The organism is Nocardia sp. FBN12, from assembly GCF_054031145.1.
This window is the reverse complement of record NZ_CM132926.1, coordinates 2,139,259-2,162,691: the sequence shown is the minus strand read 5'-3', so window position 1 is coordinate 2,162,691 and position 23,433 is coordinate 2,139,259. Positions and strand designations below refer to the sequence as shown.

The window sequence follows — 23,433 nt, the reverse complement described above, 5'->3', positions numbered from 1 at the left end:
GGACTCGGCGGGGTCATGCCGGGCATCCCGGGCTCGCGTGACTCGTCTCAGGACCGATCGGCCAAGGCAGTGGCCGCCGGGTTCGTGGCGTCACGGATGACGCGAAGGCCCGTAGTCAAACCGTCGAGTTGAGCGGGGGTCAGCAGACCGGTGAGCCACCGTTCCAGGGCGGCGAGGTAATCGGGAAGGACCTCTTCGAGGCGGCGGACGCCCGCATCGGTCAAGGCGGCGTAGGCGCTGCGGCGGTCGGCCGGGTCGAGTTGTCGTTCGACCAGGCCACCGGTGGCGAGCCGGTCGACCAGGCGGGTGACGCCGCTGGTGGAGAGCTCGGTCTGGGTGGCGAGGTCCGACATACGGAGGCGGCGGTCCGGGGAACGGCTCAGTCGCAGTAGGGCATTGAGGTCGAGGCCGGAGAGCCCGTGGGCTTTCCAGGTCGGCTCCAGCTTGGCGAGCAGGCCACTGTGCGCCTCGAAGAGCAGGCCGGAGACGGTGAAGCGGGGGTCGTCGAACAGGTCGGACATAACACCAGCGTAGCCCATATTTGCCATGCGGATAGTTGACACGCGGAATACTTTCCCGTAGACCTATGTCAACGCATTATTCCGCACAGCAAGTACTGGAGAAATCATGCAGAACAACACGTGGGTAGCGGGCTTCCGAACCGGTGTCATCAACCCGAACGAGCAGATCAAGCTCGCCGAATCGCGGGAGTTCGATGACGAAACCGTGCGCCACGTCCTGCACATGGCCGGTGGCGGTGACGCGGTACGCGTCCGGTTGACCAACCGCTACGGTGCCGCACCGCTGCGCATCGGAGCCGTGCGCATCGCCCAGCGCAAAGCCGGTTCGGCGATCGCCGAGGACAGGGAGATCACGTTCGGTGGGGCGGCGGTGGTCACGATCGACGCGGGTGCGGAGTCGGTGAGCGATCCGATCGACTTGCCGGTCACCGCAGGCGAAGATCTGCTGCTCAGCCTCTACCTGCCGGAACCGACCGGCCTCGCCACCTTCTCCCACCAACCCGGCGAGGTGGCCTACATCGCCGCCGGAGACCGCACGTCGGAGGTGGAACTTACTGGTGCACAAGAGGTTCCGTTCCGGTTCTTCGTCACCGGCGTCGACGTGCTTGTCTCCGACCAACCCCCGATCGCGGTGGCGATCGGCGACTCCTGGTTCGAGGGTTTCGGCACCACGCTGAGCGCCAATCGCCGCTCGGTCGACGCCCTCAATGCCCGCCTCGCCCAGGGCTGGGTGGTCAATAACGGCATCTCCGGCAACCGCCTCACCGCCGCGCAGATCGGCGAATCGGGATTGCGCCGTTTCGATTCCGATGCGCTACGAGTGCCCGGGGTTACCGACATCCTGATCAACTTCGGCATCAACGACCTCATCCTCGGCGCGATGGGCGGCCAGCCCTCCGCCACCACCGAAGAGCTGATCGCCGGTTTCACCGACCTGGCCGAACGCGCGCATGCCGCCGGACTGCGCATCCACGCCGCCACCATCGGCCCGTACGCCGGCTGCGTCTACCCCGGCATGCCCGTACCGGAAACGCAGCCGACCCGGCACGCCGTGAACGAATGGCTGCGCACCACCGACCTTTTCGACTCGATCTTCGACGTCGACCACGCCGTCGCCGACCCACATCGCCCCGACTACATCCGCGCCGAATTCGACTGCGGCGACGGCATGCACCTCAACGACGCGGGCGCCGCGGCGATGGCGGCCACCATCGATCTCACCGCACATTTCCACTGACCCGCGAGGACCATCACGCTCCCACGGCGTTCGGCTCTCGGGCGGGAGCGTGGTGATCAACTGCCCAGTCCGGGTGCGTCCGATGACTGTTCAGTGCCGGGCACTACGCAGCCGCCGTCGAGAATGCCGAGGTCGTAGAACAAGCGGTAGCACGCGGGGTCGTCGGGGAGTTTCCAGTGGAAACCCTCGAGGCCGAACACGACCACCAGGTTCCCCGCGATCACCAGTCCGCAGAACCACAGCGCAAACCTGCCGATCTTGGCCAGAGACGGCGCGATCACCCTGGCCGCCGTCGGATACGACAAGGCAGTCACGACACCGATGGTGGCGATCGCGGCGATGTAGAGAACCAGCGCCCACACATACAGGTGCAAGCCGAGAACGGTGCCGCCGTAGCCCGGATCGCCCGGCAGGATGTGCAACATCGTCTGCCGCCATGCGGTGAAACCGCCACCGACACAACCGATTATCGCCAGACCCCAACCCACGGCATAGTCGCGCGCCCCGATGATCCCGGTCATCCCCTTGCGCACGATGAACGCGCCGCCGAGCGCGGCCAGCACCATGAACATCCGCTGGAGCATGCACAGCGGGCACGGGTATTCCCAGTCGGCGAACTGCACTGCGAAGCCGCCACAGATCACCGCCGACCAGCCGACCACGAAGATCACAGCCAACAGATATTGCAGGGAACCGAGCGGGCCCGACTTCTCCTCGGTCACCGCCACGGTCTCGGTCACGGCGCTCACCAGGTCAACCCGAGGCCGAGACCGCTGGTGATGTGCAGCTTCAGCAACAGCAGACACAGGGCGAAGGTGATGAACCATGCGAGCAACACGATTCGACGAACACTGTCGCGGTAGATCAGCACGAGGGTGATCAGCAGACCACCGAAGATCAGCGTGTCCATGACCGGGCACGTTACGCAGCCGGTCGAGCCCGACCGCACGAACACGCCGACCGCGCGTACCCGATGGTTGCTGACTTGTTGCGTGTTGCCCGTTCCAACGCGCGGGTGTGTGTTCTCCTGATTCGGTGACCTCGCTACAGGCAGCGGTACGCGCCGGGTCCCCGGCCCTCAATCTCGCCCTGGCCACCTGGGTTTCGGCCATCAACTTCTGGGCGTGGAATCTCATCGGCCCCCTCTCGCCGAACTACGCCGACAATATGGCGCTGAGCAGCACGGCAGCCTCGATCATGGTGGCGATGCCGATTCTCGTCGGCTCGCTGGGCCGGATCGTGTCCGGCGCGCTCACCGATCGAATCGGCGGCCGGACCATGTTCATCGCGGTCTCGCTGGCCTCGATCGTGCCGGTGGTCGCGGTCGGCATCGCGGGCAGCATCGAGTCCTACCCGTTGATGCTGGCCTTCGCCTTCCTGCTCGGCATCCCCGGCACCGTCTTCGCCATCGGTATCCCCTTCGCGAACTCCTGGTATGTACCCGCCCGGCGCGGCTTCGCCACCGGCGTGTTCGGCGCGGGCATGGTCGGCACCGCGGTCTCGGCGTTCTTCACACCCCGGTTCGTCCGCTGGTTCGGGTTGCTGCCCACCCACTTGATCGTGGCGGCCGCGTTGGCCGTGACCGCGGTGCTGTGCATCCTGTTCATGCGCAACTCACCTGATTTCACCCCGAGCACCGACCCGGTCCTGCCCAAACTGCGCGCCGCGATGAAGCTGGGCGTCACCTGGGAGATGTCGTTCCTGTACGCGGTGGTGTTCGGCGGTTTCGTCGCCTTCAGCTCGTATCTGCCGACCTATATCAAGCATATCTACGGCTTCTCCGCGGTCGAAGCGGGCAGCCGCACCGCGGCTTTCGCGCTCGCCGCGGTGATCGCGCGCCCGATCGGCGGCGCGCTCTCGGACCGCATCGCGCCGAAGTACATCGTGGTCGTCTCACTGGCAGGCACCGCGGTGATGGCGGTGGTGGCCTCGTTCAAACCACCTGCCGATGTCGCCTCGGCCGCCACGTTCATCGCGTTGGCGCTGTTCCTCGGGGTCGGCACCGGTGGCGTCTTCGCCTGGGTGGCGCGGCGGACACCCGCGCAGAGCGTCGGCAGTGTCACCGGCGTCGTCTCGGCCGCGGGCGGACTCGGTGGATATTTCCCGCCGCTGATCATGGGCATGACCTACAACGAGGCCAGCAACAGCTACACCGTCGGCCTGCTGCTGCTCGCCGCGACCGCGTTGGCCGCGCTGCTCTACACGGTGTTCAAACTGCACGCTGTCGAGTAGCTGGGCTCCGCCGCGCCATCCCTGATCGGACCTCGTCGAAGGAGAAATGCACAGTGGCATCCAGAGCGCGGATCGGCGGCCCCGTCGAAGACCTGCTGGTGCGCAGCGGCCGGTTCTTCACCCCCGGTGCCGAATCCGCGGACCAGCGCACCGTCACCCGGTCCGGCGGCCGCGAGGGTGACATCTTCTATCGCAACCGCTGGAGCCACGACAAGGTGGTGCGTTCGACCCACGGCGTGAACTGCACCGGGTCGTGTTCGTGGAAGGTCTACGTCAAAGACGACATCATCACGTGGGAAACCCAGGACGTCGACTATCCCTCGGCAGGGCCGGACCGGCCGGATTACGAGCCGCGCGGCTGTCCCCGTGGTGCCGCGTTCTCCTGGTACACCTACTCACCGACGCGGGTGCGCTACCCGTACGCGCGCGGTGTGCTGGTCGAGATGTATCGCGAAGCCAAGCAACGGCTGGGCGATCCGGTCCTGGCCTGGGCCGATCTGCAAGCCGATCCGGATCGCCGGCGCGCGTATCAAAAGGCCAGGGGCATGGGCGGTTTGGTGCGGGTGAGCTGGGATGAGGCGGTCGAGATGATCGCCGCGGCGCATGTGCACACCATCGCCGAGTACGGTCCGGATCGGGTGGCGGGGTTCTCGCCGATTCCGGCGATGTCGATGGTGTCCTTCGCGGCGGGTTCCCGGTTCGTCGAGATGATCGGCGGGGTCATGACCTCGTTCTACGACTGGTACGCCGACCTGCCGGTGGCTTCGCCGCAGGTCTTCGGTGACCAGACCGATGTCCCCGAGTCCGGTGACTGGTGGGACGCCTCCTACCTGATGATGTGGGGATCCAATGTGCCGGTGACGCGCACACCCGACGCGCACTGGATGGCCGAGGTGCGCTACCGCGGTACCAAGGTCGTCACGGTGAGTCCCGACTACGCCGACAACACCAAATTCGCCGACGAATGGATGCCGTGCGCGGCAGGCACCGACGGCGCCATGGCGATGGCGATGGGGCACGTAATCCTCACCGACTACTTCGTGCGTCGACGTGAGCCGTTCTTCGTCGACTACGTCCGCCAGTTCACCGATCTGCCCTTTCTGGTCAGCTTGATCGAACGCGACGGCCGTCTGGTTCCCGGCAAGAACCTCACCGCCGCCGATCTCGGCGCCACCACCGAGAACGCCGCCTTCAAACCGGTGCTCATCGACAGCGTCACCGGCGAACCCGCGGTACCGCACGGCTCGCTGGGTTTCCGATTCGGCGAGGAAGGCCTCGGGAAGTGGAACCTCGACCTCGGTGCCCTGCAACCCGCGCTGACCGTTGCCGATGCGGGCGACGGGCAGTCCATGGTGGTGACGATGCCGCGCTTCGACACCGTCGACGGCCACGGCGAGACAGTCGATCGTGGTGTGCCGGTGCGGATGGTCGCGGGCCGCCCGGTCTGCACGGTCTTCGACCTCATGCTCGCTCAGTACGGCGTGGCACGGTCAGGGCTGCCGGGACAATGGCCGAGCGGTTACGACGATCCCGGTTCGCTCTACACCCCCGCCTGGCAGGAACCGATCACCGGCGTCTCGGGCAAGCAGGTGATCCGAATCGCGCACGAATTCGCCGACAACGCCGTCGATTCCGGCGGGCGCTCCATGATCATCATGGGCGCGGGTATCTGCCAGTGGTTCCACGGCGACGCCACCTACCGCGCGATTCTGGCGATGCTGCTGCTCACCGGTTCGATGGGCCGCAACGGCGGTGGCTGGGCACACTATGTCGGGCAGGAGAAGTGCAGGCCGGTGACCGGCTGGTCCACCGTCGCGATGGGCACCGACTGGTCGCGCCCGCCGCGTCTGATGGCGGGGACCTCCTACTGGTACGCGCACACCGACCAGTGGCGCTACGACGGTTACCGCGCCGATGTGCTCGCCGCGCCGACCGGTCGCGGGCTGTTCCGCGACAAACACACCATGGACGTGATGAGCTCGGCGGTGGCGATGGGATGGACGCCGTTCTACCCCCAGTTCGACCGTTCGTCGCTGGATCTGGCCGACGAGGCCGCGGCCGCGGGCATCGACCCAGTGGCCTACACCGTCGACCAATTGCACAGCGGCAAACTGCGATTCGCGGTCCAGGACCCGGACAGTCCGAGAAACTGGCCGCGGGTACTGAGCGTGTGGCGGTCGAATCTGCTCGGCTCGTCGTCCAAGGGCAACGAGTACTTCCTCAAACACCTGCTGGGCACCGGTTCCAATGTGCGCAACACCCTCGCGGGTCCCGGGCAGCGTCCGGTGGGCGTGGTTTCGCCCGATCCGGTGCCGGAGGGCAAGCTCGATCTGCTGATGTCGATCGACTTCCGGATGACCTCGACCACCCTGTTCTCCGATGTCGTGCTGCCCGCGGCCACCTGGTACGAGAAGGCCGACCTGTCCAGTACCGATATGCATCCCTTCATGAACGCCTTCACCCCGGCGATCGACCCACCGTGGGAAACGAGGTCCGATTTCGACGCGTTCGCCGCGATCGCCCGCGCGTTCTCGGCGATGGCGGCGGTGCACCTGGGCACCCGCACCGATGTCGTGCTCGGCACGTTGCAGCACGACACCCCCGGCGCGATGGCCTACCCCCATGGCACCCAGTCGAATTGGCAGGAGACCGGCGATGTTCCGGTGCCGGGTAAGACGATGGGGCCGCTGGTTGTCGTCGAGCGCGACTACGCCGCCATCGCGCAGAAGTGGGCGGCGCTCGGTCCACTGGTGGAGAAGGCCGGCATGACCACCAAGGGCATCACCGTGTTCCCCGATCAGGAAGTCGTGGAACTCGGCCGCCTACACGGCGTGATGAATTCCGGCGTGGCGGTGGGGCGTCCGGCGTTGGAGACCGCGGAGAAGATGGCTGAGACCATCCTCATGCTGTCGGGCACATCCAACGGCAGGCTCTCGGTGGCGGGGTTCGAGGAACTCGACCGGCGCACCGGCCGGCACATGGTGGAGCTGGCAGCGGGCAGCGAGGAACGCCGAATCACGTTCGCGGAGACACAATCCCGGCCGGTTCCGGTGATCACCAGCCCGGAGTGGTCGGGCAGTGAAACCGGTGGGCGCCGCTACGCGCCGTTCACGCAGAACATCGAATTCCTCAAGCCTTTCCACACGCTCACCGGGCGCATGCATTTCTACGTCGACCACGATTGGCTCGAGGAACTCGGCGAGGCGCTGCCGATCTACCGCCCGCCACTGGACATGGGGAAACTGTTCGGCGAACCCGGCATCGGGGAAACCCGCGACGGCGTCGGCCTGACTCTGCGCTATCTGACCCCGCATTCGAAGTGGTCGATCCACTCCGAATACCAGGACAACCTGCTGATGCTGTCGCTCTCGCGCGGCGGGCCGACCATGTGGATGAGCCCCGGCGACGCGCAGAAGATCGGGGTGCGCGACAACGAATGGGTCGAGGCGGTCAACCGCAACGGTGTGCTGGTGTGCCGGTCGATCGTGTCCCAGCGGATGCCCGAGGGTGTGGTGTACGTGTACCACGCACAGGAACGCACCATCGACGTTCCGCTCTCGGAAACCACCGGAACCCGTGGTGGTATTCACAATTCGATCACCCAGTTGCTGATCAAACCGACGCATCTGGCCGGCGGTTACGCCCAGACCTCGTTTGCGTTCAACTATCTCGGTCCGACCGGAAATCAGCGCGACGAAGTCACCGTGGTCCGTCGCCGCAGCCAGGAGGTGACGTACTGATGAAAGTCATGGCGCAGTTGGCGATGGTGATGAACCTGGACAAATGCATCGGCTGCCATACCTGTTCGGTGACCTGCAAACAGGCATGGACCAACCGCACCGGCACCGAATATGTGTGGTTCAACAATGTGGAAACCCGCCCGGGTCAAGGCTATCCGCGCAGGTATGAGGATCAGGAGAAGTGGCGCGGCGGCTGGACCATGAGGAAGGGCCGGTTGCGCTTGCTCGGCGGCGACCGTTTCAGCAAGCTCGCCAATATCTTCGCCAATCCGAAGATGCCCGCGATCGACGATTACTACGAGCCGTGGACCTACGACTACGAGAACTTGACCAATGCCCCACTGAGTGACCAGATTCCGGTGGCGGCGCCGCGCAGTCTGCTCACCGGTGAGCCGATGATGATCAAGGGCTCGGCCAACTGGGACGATGACCTGGCCGGGTCGCCCGAGATTCTCCCCGGTGATCCGGTGTTGGCGAAGGTGAGCGAGAAGGTCAAGACCGACCTCGAACAGACTTTCATGTTCTATCTGCCGCGCATCTGCGAGCACTGCCTCAACCCGGCGTGTGTCGCGTCCTGCCCCTCCGGCGCGATGTACAAGCGCACCGAGGACGGGATCGTGCTCGTGGACCAGGACAAGTGCCGCGGCTGGCGGATGTGTATCTCCGGATGTCCCTACAAGAAGGTGTATTTCAATCACAAGACCGGCAAGGCCGAGAAATGCACGTTCTGTTATCCACGGGTGGAGGTCGGCTTGCCGACAGTGTGCGCGGAGACCTGCGTCGGCCGGTTGCGCTACATCGGGCTGATCTTCTACGACGTGGACAAGGTGCTCGACGCGGCCTCGGTCGCCGACGAACGCGATCTGTACGAGGCGCAGGTGAATGTGTTGCTCGACCCCGCCGATCCGGAAGTTGTTGCCGGAGCACGGGCGTCCGGTATTCCGGACAGCTGGATCGAGGCCGCGCAACGGTCGCCGATTCACGCGCTGATCAAAGACTACCGGGTCGCGCTGCCGCTGCATCCGGAATATCGGACGATGCCGATGGTGTGGTACATCCCGCCGCTGTCGCCGGTCGTGGACGCGGTCAGCCGGGACGGGCACGACGGCGAAGATGTCGGCAATCTGTTCGGCGCGCTCGAGTCGTTGCGAATTCCCTTGGAGTACTTGGCCGGACTGTTCACCGCCGGGGACACCGAAGCGGTCGCGGTGGTGCTGCGCAAGCTTGCCGCGATGCGGTCGTACATGCGCGATATCAATCTCGGGCGAGAGCCGCGAGCCGATATTCCCGCGGCGGTCGGCATGACCGAGGAGAAGATGTACGAGATGTACCGGCTGTTGGCGCTGGCGAAAATCGAGGATCGTTATGTGATTCCCTCGGCCTATGCCGATCAGGGGCATCAACTCGAGGAATCGGTGGCGGACTGCGCCCTGGACTTCGACGGGGGACCCGGTATGTACGAACAGGTTTCGGGTCCGTTCGGCGAAACCAGCGGCAATCCGGTGCCGGTCGCGGTGGAAACTTTCCACGCGCTCAAACAGCGCCAGACCAGCGAATCCACCGGCGCGGGTACCGGCTCGCGGGTCAACCTGCTCAACTGGGACGGCAAGGGCGCGCCCGAAGGCATGTTCCCGGGTGGGCGCACATGATGCGCGGCCGCGCGGCCCGGCGCGCCGCCGAACACCGACTGGTCTGGCAGGCGGCGTCGCTGCTGCTGGCCTACCCCGACAGCGAACACCGCACGCGACTCGCTCTCGTCGAACAACTCTGCGCGCACCTACCGCGCGAGCAGGCCGCGCCGTTGCTCGACGTGGTCACCGAACTGGGCAACCTCTCCGAAGTGGCTGCGGCACAACAATTCACCGAGACTTTCGATCTACGTCGGCGCGCGACCCTGCTGCTGACCTACTGGACCGACGGCGATACCCGCAATCGCGGAATGGCCATGCTCGCCTTCACCGAGGCCTATCGCAGCGCGGGGGTGGAACCGCCGTCCGGTGAGGTCGCCGATCACCTGCCCGTCGTGTTGGAGTTCGCGGCGACCGTGCACCCCGTGGCCGGTGCCGCCCTGCTCACCGCGTATCGGCGTGCCATCCACGCGATCGGACTCGCGCTCTCGGACGAGGATTCGCCGTATGCCCCGGTGCTGGCCGCGGTCACCGCGACCCTGCCGCCCGCGACCGAACAGGATCTGGGCTGGGCCCGCAGGCTGGTCGACGCGGGACCGGCCACGGAATCGGTGGGACTGGCGCCGTTCACCCTCACCGTGCCGCCGCGCCGGGATGCGCGTGACCGGGAACCCGTTGTAGCGAAAGGACTTCGGTGATATGGCAGCCGACACTGTGTCAGCGGGCGAGCTCTACTGGGACATCGTGCCGTACGTGAGTCTGGCGATCCTGATCGTCGGCACCTGGTGGCGCTACCGATACGACAAATTCGGCTGGACCACCCGCTCCTCCCAGCTGTACGAGTCCAGACTGCTGCGGATCGGTAGTCCGCTGTTCCACTACGGGATGATGGTGGTGATCGTCGGCCACATCATCGGGCTGGTCATCCCGGAGTCCTGGACCGACGCCATCGGCATGAGCCAGCACATTTATCACGTCCAGGCCATCGCGCTCGGCAGCATCGCGGGCGTCGCCACCCTCACCGGGATCGTGCTGCTGATCTATCGTCGGCGCCGCAACGGTCCGGTCTTCACCGCGACGACGGTCAACGACAAGCTCATGTACCTGGTCCTGGTCTGCGCGCTGATCACCGGGCTGGCGACCACCCTGATCGGGTCCGGCGCCATCGGCCCGGAACACAACTACCGGGAAACGGTGTCGCCGTGGTTCCGGTCGATCTGGATTCTGCGGCCGCGCGGTGATCTGATGGCCGAAGCGCCGCTGTCGTTTCACATTCACGTGACGGTCGCCCTGATCCTGTTCGCGATCTGGCCGTTCACCCGGCTCGTACACGCGTTCAGCGCACCGTTCAGCTACTTCTACCGGCCCTACGTCGTCTACCGCTCCCGCGCGAGTGCCAAGCCCGATGAGCTGATCGGTTCGCGGCCCGAACGGCAGGGTTGGTAAGTCCGCTCTCGCTGGTCGCGGTCGATCGAACGCATCGGATTTGCGGCGAGCGCGATCCACCCCCATCCATGCCGGGGGCGTCAACGAATGGGTTGCAGGCGGGTCGGCACCGTTCAAACCGGTCCATTCACTCCCCTGAAGCCGGCCCGCCTCCCCCGAACATCACTTGCCGAAGTCAGTGATCCGAGCCCGGTCGATGTCGTGTCCGTCCGGCACCCACTGCGGTGCCACTACCACGGTGTTCATCGGGCGCTCCACCCTCCGTCCATCAGATAGGAGGAACCGGTGATCATGCCCGCGGTATCGGAGACGAGCCAACCGACCAGTGCCGCGACCTCTTCCGGCTCGATCAACCGTTTGATCGCACTCTCGGTGAGTAGCACCTTCTCGAGCACTTCCTGCTCCGGAATCCCGTGCGCGGCAGCCTGTTCGGCGATCTGCTTGTCCACCAGCGGTGTTCGCACATAGCCGGGGCTGACACAGTTGCTGGTAACCCCGTGCGGTCCACCTTCCAGCGCGGTGACTTTCGACAGCCCTTCCAGGCCGTGTTTGGCGGTCACGTACGCGACCTTGAACTGCGATGCGCGGATCCCATGCACCGACGAGATGTTCACGATCCGCCCGAAACCCTGCGCGTACATGTGCGGGAGGGCCGCGCGGGTCAGCAGGAACGGTGCCTCGACCATCAGCGTCTGCATCATCCGAAACCGGTGCGGCGCGAACTCCTCGATGGGACTGACGCTTTGCACGCCCGCGTTGTTGATCAGGATGTCGGTCTCGAGCCGCAGCTCGGCCAAGGTGTCGACCTCGAGCAGATCGATAATCCAGGCGTGCCCGTCGATCTCGTGCGCCACGGCCTTCGCCGCGACCCCGTCGAGATCGGCGACGGTGACCTCGGCGCCGCGGGCGGCGAGTTCGCGCGCACAGGCGGCGCCGATGCCGCTCGCTCCGCCGGTGACCAGCGCCTTACGTCCCATGAGATCACTCATGCGGCAACAGCTTTCGTGGCGGACGCGTCAGCCAGATCGACAGACTCCAGGTCGATCCCGCGCGTCTCCTTCGCGCACACCACCGCGATGACGGTGACGGCCGCCGCGAAGGCCAGGTACCAGGCGATCGGCACCGAGGAACCGAACTCGTCGAGCAGCTTGACCGCGATGATCGGCGCGAGCGAGCCAGCGACGATCGAGGTGACCTGATAGCCCATCGACACACCCGAGTAGCGCATCCGGGTCGGGAACATCTCGGCCATGATCGCCGGCTGCCCGGCATACATGAAGCCGTGGAACACGAGCCCGATGATGATGGCGGACAAGATGACCACGCTGTTGCCGCTGTCCATCATGGGGAACGCGAAGAAGCCCCAGGTCGCGGCGGCGACGGCACCGGCCAGGTAGACCGGGCGACGGCCGACACGGTCACCGAGCCTGCCCGCGACGGGAATCACCACCATGTGCACGGCGTGCGCGATGAGCAGCCACCACAGAATCGTCGTGGTGTCGGCGTGCACGTGGACCTTGAGGTAGGTGATCGAGAACGTGACGACCAGGTAGTACATGATGTTCTCGCCGAACCGCAGACCCATCGCGGTGAACACCCCACGCGGGTACTTGCGCAGCACCTCGAACGGACTGAACGACGCCGCCTTGGCCTGATCCATCGACTGCTGAGCGGCCACGAAGATCGGGGCGTCGGTGACCTTGGTTCGCACGTAGTAGCCGACCAGCACGACCACCGCCGACAGCCAGAACGCCACCCGCCAGCCCCAGCTCAGGAACGCCTCGTCCGACAGCGTGGAAGTGAGCACCAGCAGCACGACAGTGGCGAGCAGATTGCCCGCGGGCACACCGGCCTGTGGCCAGCTCGACCAGAACCCGCGACTCTTACTCGGGCTGTGCTCGGCGACCAGCAGCACCGCGCCGCCCCATTCCCCGCCGATCGCGAAGCCCTGGATGAAGCGCAGGGTCACCAGCATCGCCGGTGCCCAATAGCCGATCTGGGTGAAGGTCGGCAGACAGCCCATCAGGAACGTCGCCGCACCGACGAGCACCAGGCTCACCTGCAACAGCTGCTTGCGCCCGTAGCGGTCGCCGAAGTAGCCGAAGACGATGCCGCCGAGCGGGCGGGCCGCGAAACCGACGGCGTAGGTGACGAAGGCGGCCAGGATCGCGTCGAGGTCGCTGGTCTCCTTGGAGAAGAACACCTTGCTGAAGACCAGGGTCGCGGCGGTGCCGTAGAGGAAGAATTCGTACCATTCGACCACGGTGCCCGCCATCGAGGCGGCCACCACCCGCCGCAGTCCGGTGGGGGCTTCGTCCGGGTCGTCGCCGGTCGGTCGGGTCGCGCTGCGCACGCTCATCGCACTACTCCTTCGATGTTCCAGGTCACACCACGTGGTTTATGTGATGCAGCCCACAAGCTGTGAGGAGAGTATTCGTGCAGATCCATCTCGATGACAATGGCCAGTTTCGCAGCAGCAATCTGCGAAACTGCACACGTGAGTCATTCTCCGTCGACTTCGGGACGCAGGCCGAGCGCTGACGATTTGCTGGTGCTGCTCGCCGTCGGCCGGTCCGGGCGCTACATCACCGCCGCCGAGGAACTCGGCATCAATCACACAACGATCTCGCGGCGCATCGCCGCACTCGAACACGCCATGGGCGGGCGGGTGCTGACCCGAGTAACCGGCGGCTGGGAGCTCACCGACCTGGGCCGCGAGGCACTGACCGCCGCCGAGGCGGTGGAAGCGGCCGTCCGATCGCTGGGATCGACCGTGGGCGAACGCACCCTGGAGGGCGTGGTGCGTATTTCGGCCACCGACGGTTTCAGCGCCTACCTGGCCGCACCATCGGCCGCACGCGTGCAACGCAGACACCCCGGCGTCGCCGTCGACATCATCGCCGCGACCCGACGAGCATCCACCCAGCGAACCGGCCTCGATATCGAAGTGGTCGTCGGCAAACCGCAGGTCCACCGCGCCGAAGCGATCGAACTGGGCGACTACTGCCTGCGCCTCTACGCCTCCCGCGACTACCTCGCCGAACACGGCGCCCCCACCGCGATCTCCGATCTCGCCGGCTATCCCCTCGTCTATTTCATCGAATCCATCCTCCAGGTCGACGACCTCGACCTCGCCCTCGCGTTCGCCCCCGCGATGCACCGCTCGGTCTCCTCCACCAACGTCTTCGTCCACGTCGAAGCCACCCGCGCCGCCGCGGGCATCGGCCTACTCCCCTGCTTCATGGCCGACCGCCATCCTGATCTCATTCGGGTTCTCCCCGACGAGGTCCGCGTCCAACTCACCTACTGGCTCGTCATCCGTCGCGAGACCTTGCGCAGGCCCGAGGTGGCGGCGGTCGTCGAGGCGCTGCGCACCACCGTCCGCGACCGCCGCGAGGAACTGCTCGGCGACAACCCGATCCGCCCCGATACGGAGTAATCGCGCTACCGACGGCGTTGTAGCACTTGTCGTTGCAGCGATTGAAGGGGTGTGGGCGGCGGTCCATCCCATGAAGGAATGGGAGCCGATGAGCCTTCGCCAGTTCGAGTACGCCCTCGCCGTTGCCGAGGCAGGTTCTGTCACGGCGGCCGCGCAGATGTTGCATGTCGCGCAGCCGTCGATGTCCCAGCAGATCCGCAACCTCGAGCGCGAACTCGGCGTGACGCTGTTCGCCCGGACACCGACCGGGCTGGTGCCCACAGTGGTGGGTCGCGCGTTCCTACGGGAGGCGGCGGTCGCGGTGAGCGCGTCGCGGCGGGCGCGGGCGACGGCTCGCGCCGGTGCCGATGAGCTGGTGGGCGAGTTGGTGGTCGCCGCGCAGATGGGGTTCGGTACACGGCAGCTGCCAGTCGTGCTCGCCTCGTTGCGCCGTCGCTTTCCCCGGCTCGAGGTCACCGTCTTCGAGGAGCCGAGTTCGGCCGAACTCGAGCGACTGTGTCGTCAAGGCGTACTCGACCTCACCCTGATGGCGGCGTGCGAGCGCGGCCCCGCCGACGCCCACGATCTCGGCCACGAAGAGTTCGTCGTCATGCTGGGCGCCGGGCACCGGCTGCTCGCCGCGGACCGGGTCGCGTTGCACGAGCTGGAAGGGGAATCGTGGGTGCGGTTCGAACCGGGCAGTGCGCTCGACGGTGTGCTGACGGGCGTGCTGCGCGACAACGAGCTGACTCCGACGACGGCCGCTCGCGTGTCCCAGACCGTGACGGCCGCGCGCTGGGCCGCCAACGGACTTGGCGTGACCCTCGTCCCCGCCTCCGCGGTTCCCCACGGGTACGAGCATCTCGCCCGCCCCGTGGACCCGGTCGTGTCCCAGCCCGTCGTCGCCGTGCTCCGCCGGAACGCGGGCCCGGCGGAGACGGCCCTGCTGGAACTACTCCGTAACGAGAGTTGGCATCAGCCTTCTCCGAGCTGGGTGGCAGCTCCGTCCATGACGAATTCGACACCTGCCGTGTAAGTGGCGTCGATCGAATGTGCCGAACTCGGCCTTCAGCCGGTCTGCCGACGAATCCAGTTCGGACAATGCGGCCACAGCACCCGAAACACTCTTAGCCCCTGGGGAATTCGCCGCCATCGACCACGAGACTGCTCCCGGTCAGCCAACTCGCACGGTCGGACACCACGAACAGCACGGCGTTGGCGATGTCGTCAGGGTGACCATCACGTCCCAGTGGCGGACTGGTGTTGTCCTGGCCCGGCCCCTCGGTCAGGCGCGCCCACTGCTCCCGCGTCGCTTCGCCGCCGGGGGTGGCGGTTCGGCCGGGAGACACGGTGTTGACCCGAATCCCGAACGGTGCCAACTCCGCGGCCAGGCCCCGGCTGTAGTTCTCCAGTGCCGCCTTCGCCGTCGTGTAATGCAGAAACGGTGGCGCCACGGTGGGAACCGCGGCCGAGGAGATGTGCACGATCATCCCCGAGCCCCGTTCCCGCATCCCCGGCGCCAGCAGCGCGTCCAGCCGCACCGCGGCCAGGAAGTTCAGATCGAGCGCATCTTGCCACACCTCGTCCGGAATCGCCAGCGCGCCGAGGTACGGCGCCGCCCCGCCCGCATTGTGAACCAGGATGTCCACCCCACCGAGCACCTCCCGCGCGGCCGTCGAAAGCGCCTGTGCCCCAGCCTGTGTCCGTACGTCTGCCGCCACGAAGGTGGCGCCTTCCGGCGCCGTGCCGGTCGCCGATCGTGCGGTCGTGAGAACCTCGGCACCCGCATCCAGCAGCCCGCGCACCACAGCCGCGCCGATTCCGCGAGTACCACCCGTTACCAGCGCCCTTTTCCCGGCGAATTCTCCCGAATTGCTCTCGATCGCGCTCATGCCTGCCGTCCTCTCGATTGCGTGTTTGCCCGCTCGACGGAAACGAGATCTGTGAGCACCTCGTCGAGCTGTTTCACGGTATGTCCGCACGAGAACGACAGGCAAAGACGCATACTCAGCACCCGCCACAGGAAATTCCTATACCGCCTGGCAATACGAGAACAGGAGTCAGCCAACAGCTTTCGCGTGGTGCGCGGGAGTCGTTCCCCGCGCACCACGCCCGTTCGTCCGGCGATGCCGACCGCTACCCGCGAGCGGCGTTCGCAGCCGTGATGAACTCGATCTGCGCGGGTGACGGTCCGCAGAACTCGCTTTCGATGCGGTGGGACTCCTCGGCCTGCATTCGGTACATGCTGTCCCGCAGTCCTTCGTCGCCACCATGGAACCCTTCCAGCAGGGTCATCCATCGTGCCGCCATCTGCTGCGCCTCGGGTGCGGTCGGGTCCATTCCCGCCGCGATCGCGGCGTCGACCTCGGGGATCAGCACAGCCCAGTCCGCTTCGACCTGCCGAATGCGCTGTTCACCGAGCTTCTCCCGGCGCACCGCGAGCTGCGTCAACTGCTCCTCGGTGAAGTATTCCTTGATGGTGTCGTCGACCATGACGGTCCTCCTGATCAGTTCGAGGAAGTGATCCGTGGATGCGTCCGACCGGCTCTCCGCCGTGGCGGTGAGTGCCGCGACCAAGGCGTGCAGGTCCCGGGTCGCGGCGAGCTGCGCGGCCAGATAGTCGCGATGCGCAGCAAGTACCTGCGGCATCGCCACGGCACCTTCGAGCAGGTCCGCGATCTGGTCGAGGCCGAGGCCCAGCTGGCGCAGAGCCAGCACTTGGTAGAGCCGCTCGACATCGCGCTCGGTGTAGAGCCGGTGGCCGGTGCTGGTCCGCTCCGCGGGGTGCACCAACCCGATTCGGTCGTAATGATGCAGCGTCCGCACCGTGAGCCCGGCCTCGGCCGCGAGGTCACCGACCTTCCACACTCGCTCTGTTGCGCGCTGGTCCATCCGTTTCATCCCACTTCCACCGCCGCACTGTGCGCCGGTGTGATCGACGGTAGAACCTGACCTTACGTCAGGTGCAAGCCCGAAAATGCGCCCGCCTAGACGATGCTGCTGCTGCCCAGGAGTGACCTCGACGACCGCGTCGGATCCGGTGCGGCGCACCTACCGGCAAGGCCAGGTGATCATCGACCTCACCGAGGAGTGGGGCACTGGCCTCGATAGGTGCTCAAGCCCAGGCCGTTGGCCTTCTTGCTACGCCCGACCGGGCCGTTCTTCGCGGAGCGGACCCAGGTGCCGTTGGTGTCGAGGACGGGCATGCGTTCGCTGAAGGCGCGGCTGTAGTGGATGGTGCCGTCGACGGTGAGGATGCCGTCGCGGACGTCGATGTGGGCGACGGTCGCCCAGAAGGAACTCTTGCCGTTGCCGATGATGACCGTGATCTGGTCGGCGTCGTTGTCGGGGAGCCCGTCGGGGCCCGGGCGGCCGTAGCGGACGCGGACCCGGGGGTTGCCGAACTTGTCTATGGCGCCCGCGCCGTTGTCCACGGATTGGTAGACGTTGAGGAGGAGATCGCCGTTCTCGGTGGGGCGGACGGTGACCTGCTCGGTGGCGGGGAGATTGTTCGCGCCGGGGCCGCGGGTGTCGCCCTGGTGGTGGATGAACGGCCATTGCGCGATATCGCCCTGGTGGCCTTTTTCGCCGCTGAGCACGACATACTCGCCGGTGATCTCGTTGCGGCAGAAGAAGTACACGTCAAGGTCTCCGGTGCCGAACTCGGTGACGCGGCCGTTCGCGTCATACTTCGCGCCGCGACCATCCCATTCGAGGCCGACGGTCAGGACATAGCCGGGATCGCCCTTGCGCAGGTCGATGGTGGCGCGGCGGTCGGGCGAATCCTTGGTCAGGACCACGTCGACTTTGCGAAGGTCGACTGATGGCGTAACACGCTGTGGCGCAGGCACTTCGGCCGAACTCACCGGCGCCGCGGCCGGTTCTTCCTCCGCGTCGACAACGATGCCGTGATCGGTCGCGAACGCCGCCAGCCCGGCGCTGTACCCCTGGCCGATCGCATCGAGCCGCCATCCACTCCCCCGGCGATACAACGCGACGGCTTGCAGCACCGTCTCGGAGTCCAGACCCGGCGGCACAAAACTCACCGATTGACTCGCACCGACGGCAGTGACCCGCAATCCGGCGACCGCACCGAACCGAATCCCCTGCGCCTCGGTGCTTCCGGTGATCACGACACGATCGATCTCGGCAGGCAGTGCCGACAGATCCACCGCGACAACAGCATCCGACTCCAGGCGCACGCCCGCCACCGCCGGGTTGTTGAAGAACACGAAGTCGGCGTCGGAGCGGACCTTGCCGTCGGCGGTCAGCAACACGGCGGCGATATCCACCGCGCCCGCCGGGCCGTCGAGATCGAGCCGCACCGTGTACTGCCCGTCGACGAGATCGGTCTTGGAACCTTTGGACACCTCGACCATGGTTGCCGCACTCCCACTCATGAATCCGCCCCTCCGCCTGCCGACTGACCGCCCACGCTACCCGCATCGTCTGTGACCGGCCCCGCACTCGGCGACCCGGGGTGACCGTGTGGCACCCGCCGCGGCGAATACCGCGGTATCGCCCTGACACACGAAAACGCCGGCCCCCAGCGGGACCGGCGTTCACGCACTCACACCGCGACGAGACCGAGGTCGAGTTTCACCAACTGGTCGGCGCAGTCGAAGTACCGATCGTCGTGGGTGATCACGATGACCGTCTTCCCTCGCCGCTTCAGATCGGTGAGGATCTCGTGGTAGAACACGTCGCGGAAGCGCGGTTCCTGGTCGGCGGCCCATTCGTCGAAGACGTAGATCTGGCGGTCTTCGAGCAGGGCGGTGAGCAGGGCCAGGCGTTTGCGCTGGCCCTGTGACAGGTCCACGGTCGACAAGCGGCCGTCTTTGACTGTCACCTTGTGCGCGATCTGCAACTCGTCGAGGTAACGCTGGACTTCGGCGTCGATACCGGGGCGATCGAAGCCCAGGTAGTCCTCGAACAGGTGGAAATCGGTGAAAACCGCCGATGAATTCTGGCGGTACCACTCGATATTGTCGTGGTCGATCCTCTCCCCGTTGAGCGACAACGACCCCGAGCGTGGCACGTACAGACCGGTGATGAGCTTGGCCAGCGTGGACTTCCCGCTGCCGTTGCCACCGACGATGAAGGTGATCTGACCGGGTTCGAAAACCAGGTCGATCGGGCCGAGCCGGAAACCGGCGTCGTCGGATTCATCGAGTCCGGGCGGAGCCAGCGGACGCACATCGGTGCCACCGTGGTCCACCCACTTCTTGCCGTTGACGTCCACCGGCCCGCCACCCGGATGCGCACCGGGGTGCGCGGGATGGGGGTGTTTGCCGTTTCCCTCACGGGGCGGCATCCCGGGACGCGGCGGATGCCCACCGGGCCCGTGCGATCCCGGCGGTGGTGGCACCTGCGACGGCGCCTCCGAGCGATACACGTAGCTGACGTTCGTCAGTTCCAGCTTGGCCTCCCCTGCCGCTGGACGTTCCGTGTAAGGCAGTGACTCCTCATCGTGCAGCGTCGTCATCGACAGGTTCATCGTCCGGATCTTGGCCAGCGCCACATCACCACGCAGCAGATCGGGGATGCGGTGCATGAAGTTCTGCATCGGCATCGCGAGGAAGGTGGTGACCAGCACGTAGCTGACCATCGTCTCGCGCGGCAGATCCAGTGCGGCCGCGATGGCGAACAGGATCAGCGCCATCGTGCCCAATTGCAACGCCTGGCCGAAGCCCTGGGCGTAGGAGAACTTCGAGCCCGCGTCGGTGTTCTGATCGCGCAGCGTGCCCGCCGAACCGAGCAGGTGCCGGTCCATGAAGTCGCGGCGACGGCCGCGGTGCAGCTTCAGTTCCTTGATGCCGAGCGTGACGGCCTGGAACGATCGCAGCAGTGCGTCCTCGTTCTCCCGGGCTTCCCGGTAGATACCGCGGACCCGCTTGAGGACCATTTCGACACACGCGATACCGACCAGCGTGCCGCCGACCGTGACCGCGAAAATCGGTCCGGAGACCACGGCGAGGAACACGAAACACCCGACGATGGTCGCCACATCCACGCAGATCGACGGGATGGCGGTGACCGCCTGCGACAGCGAACGCACGTCCTCGGTGAGCGTCGCCATCAGTCGGTGCATGCCGAGCCGTTCGAGGTGTTCCAGTGGGGCAGAGACGATTCCGGAGCTCAGATCACTACGCAGCCGGTAGATGGCGTCCTGGGACAGCCGGATCAGCAGAACCTGCGACAGCACACCGCTGACGAGGATCACCAGGCCCGTCGCCCCGAAACGGAGCAGCAGGTTGTCCGGTTGCGGACGCGGTGAGACGACCGCGTTGATCAGCGTGACCAGGTAGGTGTTGGCGACACCGCAGATCAGGCCCGCGGCGACGACGGCCGCGATCCTGGCCGGCGACAGCGCGGCGAGAAAACGGAGCAGATGCATAACCTTCGGCTCTCAGCTTCGGATGACATCGAACACGATGCCCTCGAGGGTGACACCGGGTGCGAACGAGAACGCCACACCGGTAGAGATCGGCGCCGCCGTCTTCGCGTCGCGGATCATCCGCTCCAACACGAAGATCAGCGACACGCTCAGCATGTTGCCGTGCTCGGCGAGCACCTCCCAGCTGGGCGCCGCCAGCTCGGCCGGGATGCCGAGCGAGTGCGCCGACTCCTCGATGATGCGGGGGCCACCGGGGTGGATCGCCCACAACTCGATATCGGATTTGCCGAGTCCGTTGCGCGCCAGCACTTCCGAGACCACCGGGTCGACACCGCGGTAGATGTAGTCGGGCAGGCTGGTCGCCAGTTCGCAGGTGATGCCGGCGTCCTTCACACCGAGCACGATGCCGTCCTCGGCGTCGTCGAACAGGTGGCTGAAGCTGTCGCGGATCACGACGCTGCCCGCCGCGAGCGGCTTGTGCACCTGGTTGGCGCCGATCACCACCGCACCGCAGCCGTCACCGAAGAGGCTGTGGGTGATCACGTCGTTGACGTCATCGTCGAAAACGGCGTTGACCGAACTCAATTCGATGCACAGCACCATCGCCTTCTTGTCCGGATGGGCCCGGACGTAGTCGACGGCGGCGCGAATGCCGTTCATGGCCGCGGCGCAACCCATGAAGTTGATGACCATCCGGCCCACCTGTGGCGACAGACCCAGCTGCTTGACCACCGCGACGTCGACGCCGGGGGCGATGAAGCCGGTGCTGGTGACGAAGATCAGCTGGCCGATGTCGGAGGCCGGGTTCTCCATACCGGCGACGGCGCGCCGGGCCACGTCGACCGCCAGCGGCACGGCGTGTTCGAAGAACAGGTTCATCCGCTCCCGGATGGTGCCGGGCTTGCGGCTGAACTCGAGGAACTCGGGATCAAGGGGGTCGATGGCCAGGTGCCGGGTGTCGATCCTGGTCTTGGCGTAGATCCGCGGAATGCGCTGGCGCTGCGCGGGATCGGAGAACAGGTCGGCGACCCGACCCGCGTTCACGGCCTGATCGACGACCAGCGCGGGCGAACCGGTGGCGACCGCTTCGATCACGCCGACGGTCGTCGGCGGCGTGGGTGGTAGCAGGTCGTGCCCGCGCTCGACGTCGGGCGTGCGGAGCAGGTCAAAGGAAACAGACACGGGCACAAATCCTTTCGAGACAGATCAGAGGTGGCAACGGCCGGGTCAGACGGTTCCGATGCCGGAGAAGCCCTGCGCGGTGTAGACGACACAGGTCTTCAGTGCTGACGGTGCGCAGTGTTCGCGCACGAAACCCCACCGGTTCTCCTCGGCCTCACGAGAGGGCGCGAGCAGGTAGGTCCGGCACAGCTTGGGGAAACGATCTCCGAAGAAGCTCTTGGCGGGCAGCCACTCCACGCCGAACTTCGCGGCTTCCTCGCGCACCACGTTCTCCGACGCGATATTGGCAAAACCACTGCGCTGGAACGGAAGTACGTGATGAGCACGGTGCGAGCTCAGGCCGGCCGAGAGGAAGCAGTCGACGTACTTGTTGCCGACCACGGTCAGGTCGTAGGCCTGTTCGAGCTGGTTGACCGCCCAGTCCTCGGTCTCGGTGTGCAGCTCCTCGGTCGGGATCTCGAAGTCGTGGCTGGCCACCACCATGAAGGTGCTGATCCACAGCGTGATCACGAATTGCAAGCCCCAGGCGAGCAGGTCGCCCGCGATGGCGAAGGCCACGAATTCGGCCACCAGCAGGAACCGCATGCCGAACGAGCCGATGAAATGCGGCAGCGCACCACGCCAGGTCCCGTACATGTCCTTGATGCCCACCTTGCGGGTGAGCCGGCAGACGTCGAGGAGCCGAATGATCATGCCCGTCAACAGATGTCCGAACTTGTGCACCGTGTGCACCGGCACCCGATACAGGCGCGGGATCTGCATCATCATCGTGAAGACGTTCTTCTTGATGTCGACTTCACTCTGGGTGTGCGGGTGGTGCAGTAGCGCGTGACCGTCGGCGGTGACGAAAGACAGTGCGACATAGTTCATGTCGAACGCGTTGACCGCGTACTTGTTCAAGCCCTTCTGCGCGCGGTGGATCGCGTAGTGGCCGAAGCCTGCCAGCGAACTGCGCAGCAGCACCATCGCGATCACGAAGGCGGGCAACGGCATCCAGCTCGTGTCGTAGAGCCGCAGCGCCTGCACGGCGATGTAGGCGAAGATCAGCACACCGACGACGATGTTGAACGCTCGGTCCATCCGCTTCAGCCGCGCCGCCAGCTCGGGCTCCTTGAGCCGCGACTTCACCTGGTGCAGCAGGTCGGATTTGTTGTCGAACTTGTACTTCGGGGTGTCGTCCCAGCTGTTGAAGCCGTCCTTGAACAGGAAGTCGGGGGCGTTGTTCTTCGGATGGATGTCCTCGGGCGTGGCATCGCGACCGAGGCTGTAACGCTCGATCATCCGCGCGATTTTTTCCGGATCACGGTGGTAGGAACCGATGATCGACGTGATATCGCGATTTTTCGTGCGGCCGATGAAGAATTCACCGCCCGGATGCTTGGAGATCCAGTCACTCAGGTCGTAGGCTCTTCCGTTATAAACCCATACGTTGTTGACGGGAGGCCGACCCCCCGGACCGGGCGGTGGCGGGAGCTCGCGCTCCGCTTCATCAGGTCGATCATCGATCGTCATTAGTTCTTCCTTCGTGTCCGATCGGCGTCCGATGCGTGTTGCCTGCCGACCAGCGTCCCGACACGTATAGTCCTTGTGGCGCCTTGCATCTCGCTGAACATTCTCTTATTGGATGCGCAT

Annotated in this window: 19 protein-coding genes; 8 read left to right on the top strand and 11 right to left on the bottom strand. The window is 65.9% G+C overall.

Features of this window, described 5'->3' with window-relative positions; all coding sequences use genetic code 11:
- Nucleotides 1–47 precede the first annotated feature (47 nt).
- Nucleotides 48–521 (bottom strand): MarR family winged helix-turn-helix transcriptional regulator, encoded by a 474-nt coding sequence (locus ACWZHB_RS10550; RefSeq protein WP_427907755.1) that lies wholly within the window; start codon nt 519–521, stop codon nt 48–50.
- A 106-nt stretch (nt 522–627) separates the two neighbouring features.
- Between ACWZHB_RS10550 and ACWZHB_RS10545 the strand changes: the two genes are divergently transcribed.
- Complete coding sequence (locus ACWZHB_RS10545; protein ID WP_427907754.1) at nt 628–1,758, top strand: GDSL-type esterase/lipase family protein; 1,131 nt, start codon at nt 628–630, stop codon at nt 1,756–1,758.
- Nucleotides 1,759–1,814: 56 nt separating this feature from the next.
- Here the strand turns inward: ACWZHB_RS10545 and ACWZHB_RS10540 are convergent, their stop codons facing one another.
- A complete protein-coding gene (locus ACWZHB_RS10540) occupies nt 1,815–2,507 on the bottom strand; it encodes a disulfide bond formation protein B (protein WP_427907753.1) in 693 nt (230 codons plus the stop codon).
- Nucleotides 2,504–2,668, bottom strand: a complete 165-nt coding sequence (locus tag ACWZHB_RS10535) for a DUF5993 family protein (protein WP_427907752.1) — start codon at nt 2,666–2,668, stop codon at nt 2,504–2,506. The genes ACWZHB_RS10540 and ACWZHB_RS10535 overlap by 4 nt, the downstream gene beginning before the upstream one ends.
- Before the next feature lie 125 nt (nt 2,669–2,793).
- Here ACWZHB_RS10535 and ACWZHB_RS10530 point away from each other — a divergent pair, with 125 nt between their 5' ends.
- From ACWZHB_RS10530 to narI, 5 genes are read left to right on the top strand one after another with little or no spacing between them, the layout of a single operon-like run.
- On the top strand, nt 2,794–3,990 hold the full coding sequence (locus tag ACWZHB_RS10530) for an MFS transporter (RefSeq protein ID WP_427907751.1): 1,197 nt from the start codon (nt 2,794–2,796) through the stop codon (nt 3,988–3,990).
- A gap of 53 nt (nt 3,991–4,043) precedes the next feature.
- The gene (locus tag ACWZHB_RS10525; RefSeq protein WP_427907750.1) at nt 4,044–7,730 is read left to right on the top strand and encodes a nitrate reductase subunit alpha; all 3,687 of its coding nucleotides are present in this window, start codon (nt 4,044–4,046) and stop codon (nt 7,728–7,730) included.
- Nucleotides 7,730–9,379: a nitrate reductase subunit beta gene (narH, locus tag ACWZHB_RS10520; protein ID WP_427907749.1), complete on the top strand. Its 1,650-nt coding sequence runs from the start codon at nt 7,730–7,732 to the stop codon at nt 9,377–9,379. Before ACWZHB_RS10525 ends, narH begins: the two co-directional genes overlap by 1 nt.
- Nucleotides 9,376–10,056 (top strand): nitrate reductase molybdenum cofactor assembly chaperone, encoded by a 681-nt coding sequence (gene narJ / locus ACWZHB_RS10515; RefSeq protein WP_427907748.1) that lies wholly within the window; start codon nt 9,376–9,378, stop codon nt 10,054–10,056. The genes narH and narJ overlap by 4 nt, the downstream gene beginning before the upstream one ends.
- Before the next feature lie 16 nt (nt 10,057–10,072).
- Nucleotides 10,073–10,804: a respiratory nitrate reductase subunit gamma gene (gene narI / locus ACWZHB_RS10510; protein ID WP_427909129.1), complete on the top strand. Its 732-nt coding sequence runs from the start codon at nt 10,073–10,075 to the stop codon at nt 10,802–10,804.
- A 242-nt stretch (nt 10,805–11,046) separates the two neighbouring features.
- Here narI and ACWZHB_RS10505 read toward each other — a convergent pair whose 3' ends face one another.
- Nucleotides 11,047–11,793 (bottom strand): 3-hydroxybutyrate dehydrogenase, encoded by a 747-nt coding sequence (locus ACWZHB_RS10505; protein WP_427907747.1) that lies wholly within the window; start codon nt 11,791–11,793, stop codon nt 11,047–11,049.
- Nucleotides 11,790–13,163, bottom strand: coding sequence for an MFS transporter (locus ACWZHB_RS10500; protein ID WP_427907746.1), 1,374 nt, complete (start codon nt 13,161–13,163; stop codon nt 11,790–11,792). Before ACWZHB_RS10500 ends, ACWZHB_RS10505 begins: the two co-directional genes overlap by 4 nt.
- 99 nt (nt 13,164–13,262) lie before the next feature.
- On the opposite strand from ACWZHB_RS10500, the gene ACWZHB_RS10495 reads away from it, so the two are divergent.
- Nucleotides 13,263–14,243, top strand: a complete 981-nt coding sequence (locus tag ACWZHB_RS10495; protein WP_427907745.1) for a LysR family transcriptional regulator — start codon at nt 13,263–13,265, stop codon at nt 14,241–14,243.
- A gap of 88 nt (nt 14,244–14,331) precedes the next feature.
- Nucleotides 14,332–15,258 carry a LysR family transcriptional regulator gene (locus tag ACWZHB_RS10490; protein WP_427907744.1) on the top strand — a complete coding sequence of 309 codons (927 nt, stop codon included), beginning with the start codon at nt 14,332–14,334 and terminating at the stop codon, nt 15,256–15,258.
- 91 nt (nt 15,259–15,349) lie between these two features.
- Here ACWZHB_RS10490 and ACWZHB_RS10485 read toward each other — a convergent pair whose 3' ends face one another.
- From ACWZHB_RS10485 to ACWZHB_RS10460, 6 genes are all read right to left on the bottom strand, one after another.
- Entirely contained in the window at nt 15,350–16,114 is a 765-nt protein-coding gene (locus ACWZHB_RS10485) for an SDR family oxidoreductase (protein WP_427907743.1), read from the bottom strand.
- 244 nt (nt 16,115–16,358) lie between these two features.
- Complete coding sequence (locus ACWZHB_RS10480; RefSeq protein ID WP_427907742.1) at nt 16,359–17,123, bottom strand: MerR family transcriptional regulator; 765 nt, start codon at nt 17,121–17,123, stop codon at nt 16,359–16,361.
- A 179-nt stretch (nt 17,124–17,302) separates the two neighbouring features.
- Nucleotides 17,303–18,622, bottom strand: a complete 1,320-nt coding sequence (locus ACWZHB_RS10475) for a TerD family protein (RefSeq protein ID WP_427907741.1) — start codon at nt 18,620–18,622, stop codon at nt 17,303–17,305.
- 170 nt (nt 18,623–18,792) lie between these two features.
- Entirely contained in the window at nt 18,793–20,619 is a 1,827-nt protein-coding gene (locus ACWZHB_RS10470; protein ID WP_427907740.1) for an ATP-binding cassette domain-containing protein, read from the bottom strand.
- A gap of 12 nt (nt 20,620–20,631) precedes the next feature.
- Nucleotides 20,632–21,801, bottom strand: coding sequence for a type III polyketide synthase (locus ACWZHB_RS10465; RefSeq protein ID WP_427907739.1), 1,170 nt, complete (start codon nt 21,799–21,801; stop codon nt 20,632–20,634).
- A gap of 45 nt (nt 21,802–21,846) precedes the next feature.
- Complete coding sequence (locus ACWZHB_RS10460) at nt 21,847–23,313, bottom strand: fatty acid desaturase (protein ID WP_427907738.1); 1,467 nt, start codon at nt 23,311–23,313, stop codon at nt 21,847–21,849.
- Nucleotides 23,314–23,433: the final 120 nt, after the last annotated feature.

What these genes read in the sequence shown, in the direction of transcription:
- ACWZHB_RS10550 (WP_427907755.1), bottom strand. Translation starts at nt 521, where the DNA reads ATGTCCGACCTGTTCGACGACCCCCGCTTCACCGTCTCCGGCCTGCTC.
- ACWZHB_RS10545 (WP_427907754.1), top strand. Translation starts at nt 628, where the DNA reads ATGCAGAACAACACGTGGGTAGCGGGCTTCCGAACCGGTGTCATCAAC.
- ACWZHB_RS10535 (WP_427907752.1), bottom strand. Translation starts at nt 2,668, where the DNA reads ATGGACACGCTGATCTTCGGTGGTCTGCTGATCACCCTCGTGCTGATC.
- narH (WP_427907749.1), top strand. Translation starts at nt 7,730, where the DNA reads ATGAAAGTCATGGCGCAGTTGGCGATGGTGATGAACCTGGACAAATGC.
- narJ (WP_427907748.1), top strand. Translation starts at nt 9,376, where the DNA reads ATGATGCGCGGCCGCGCGGCCCGGCGCGCCGCCGAACACCGACTGGTC.
- ACWZHB_RS10505 (WP_427907747.1), bottom strand. Translation starts at nt 11,793, where the DNA reads ATGAGTGATCTCATGGGACGTAAGGCGCTGGTCACCGGCGGAGCGAGC.
- ACWZHB_RS10500 (WP_427907746.1), bottom strand. Translation starts at nt 13,163, where the DNA reads ATGAGCGTGCGCAGCGCGACCCGACCGACCGGCGACGACCCGGACGAA.
- ACWZHB_RS10495 (WP_427907745.1), top strand. Translation starts at nt 13,263, where the DNA reads ATGGCCAGTTTCGCAGCAGCAATCTGCGAAACTGCACACGTGAGTCAT.
- ACWZHB_RS10490 (WP_427907744.1), top strand. Translation starts at nt 14,332, where the DNA reads ATGAGCCTTCGCCAGTTCGAGTACGCCCTCGCCGTTGCCGAGGCAGGT.
- ACWZHB_RS10485 (WP_427907743.1), bottom strand. Translation starts at nt 16,114, where the DNA reads ATGAGCGCGATCGAGAGCAATTCGGGAGAATTCGCCGGGAAAAGGGCG.
- ACWZHB_RS10480 (WP_427907742.1), bottom strand. Translation starts at nt 17,123, where the DNA reads ATGAAACGGATGGACCAGCGCGCAACAGAGCGAGTGTGGAAGGTCGGT.
- ACWZHB_RS10475 (WP_427907741.1), bottom strand. Translation starts at nt 18,622, where the DNA reads ATGAGTGGGAGTGCGGCAACCATGGTCGAGGTGTCCAAAGGTTCCAAG.
- ACWZHB_RS10470 (WP_427907740.1), bottom strand. Translation starts at nt 20,619, where the DNA reads ATGCATCTGCTCCGTTTTCTCGCCGCGCTGTCGCCGGCCAGGATCGCG.
- ACWZHB_RS10460 (WP_427907738.1), bottom strand. Translation starts at nt 23,313, where the DNA reads ATGACGATCGATGATCGACCTGATGAAGCGGAGCGCGAGCTCCCGCCA.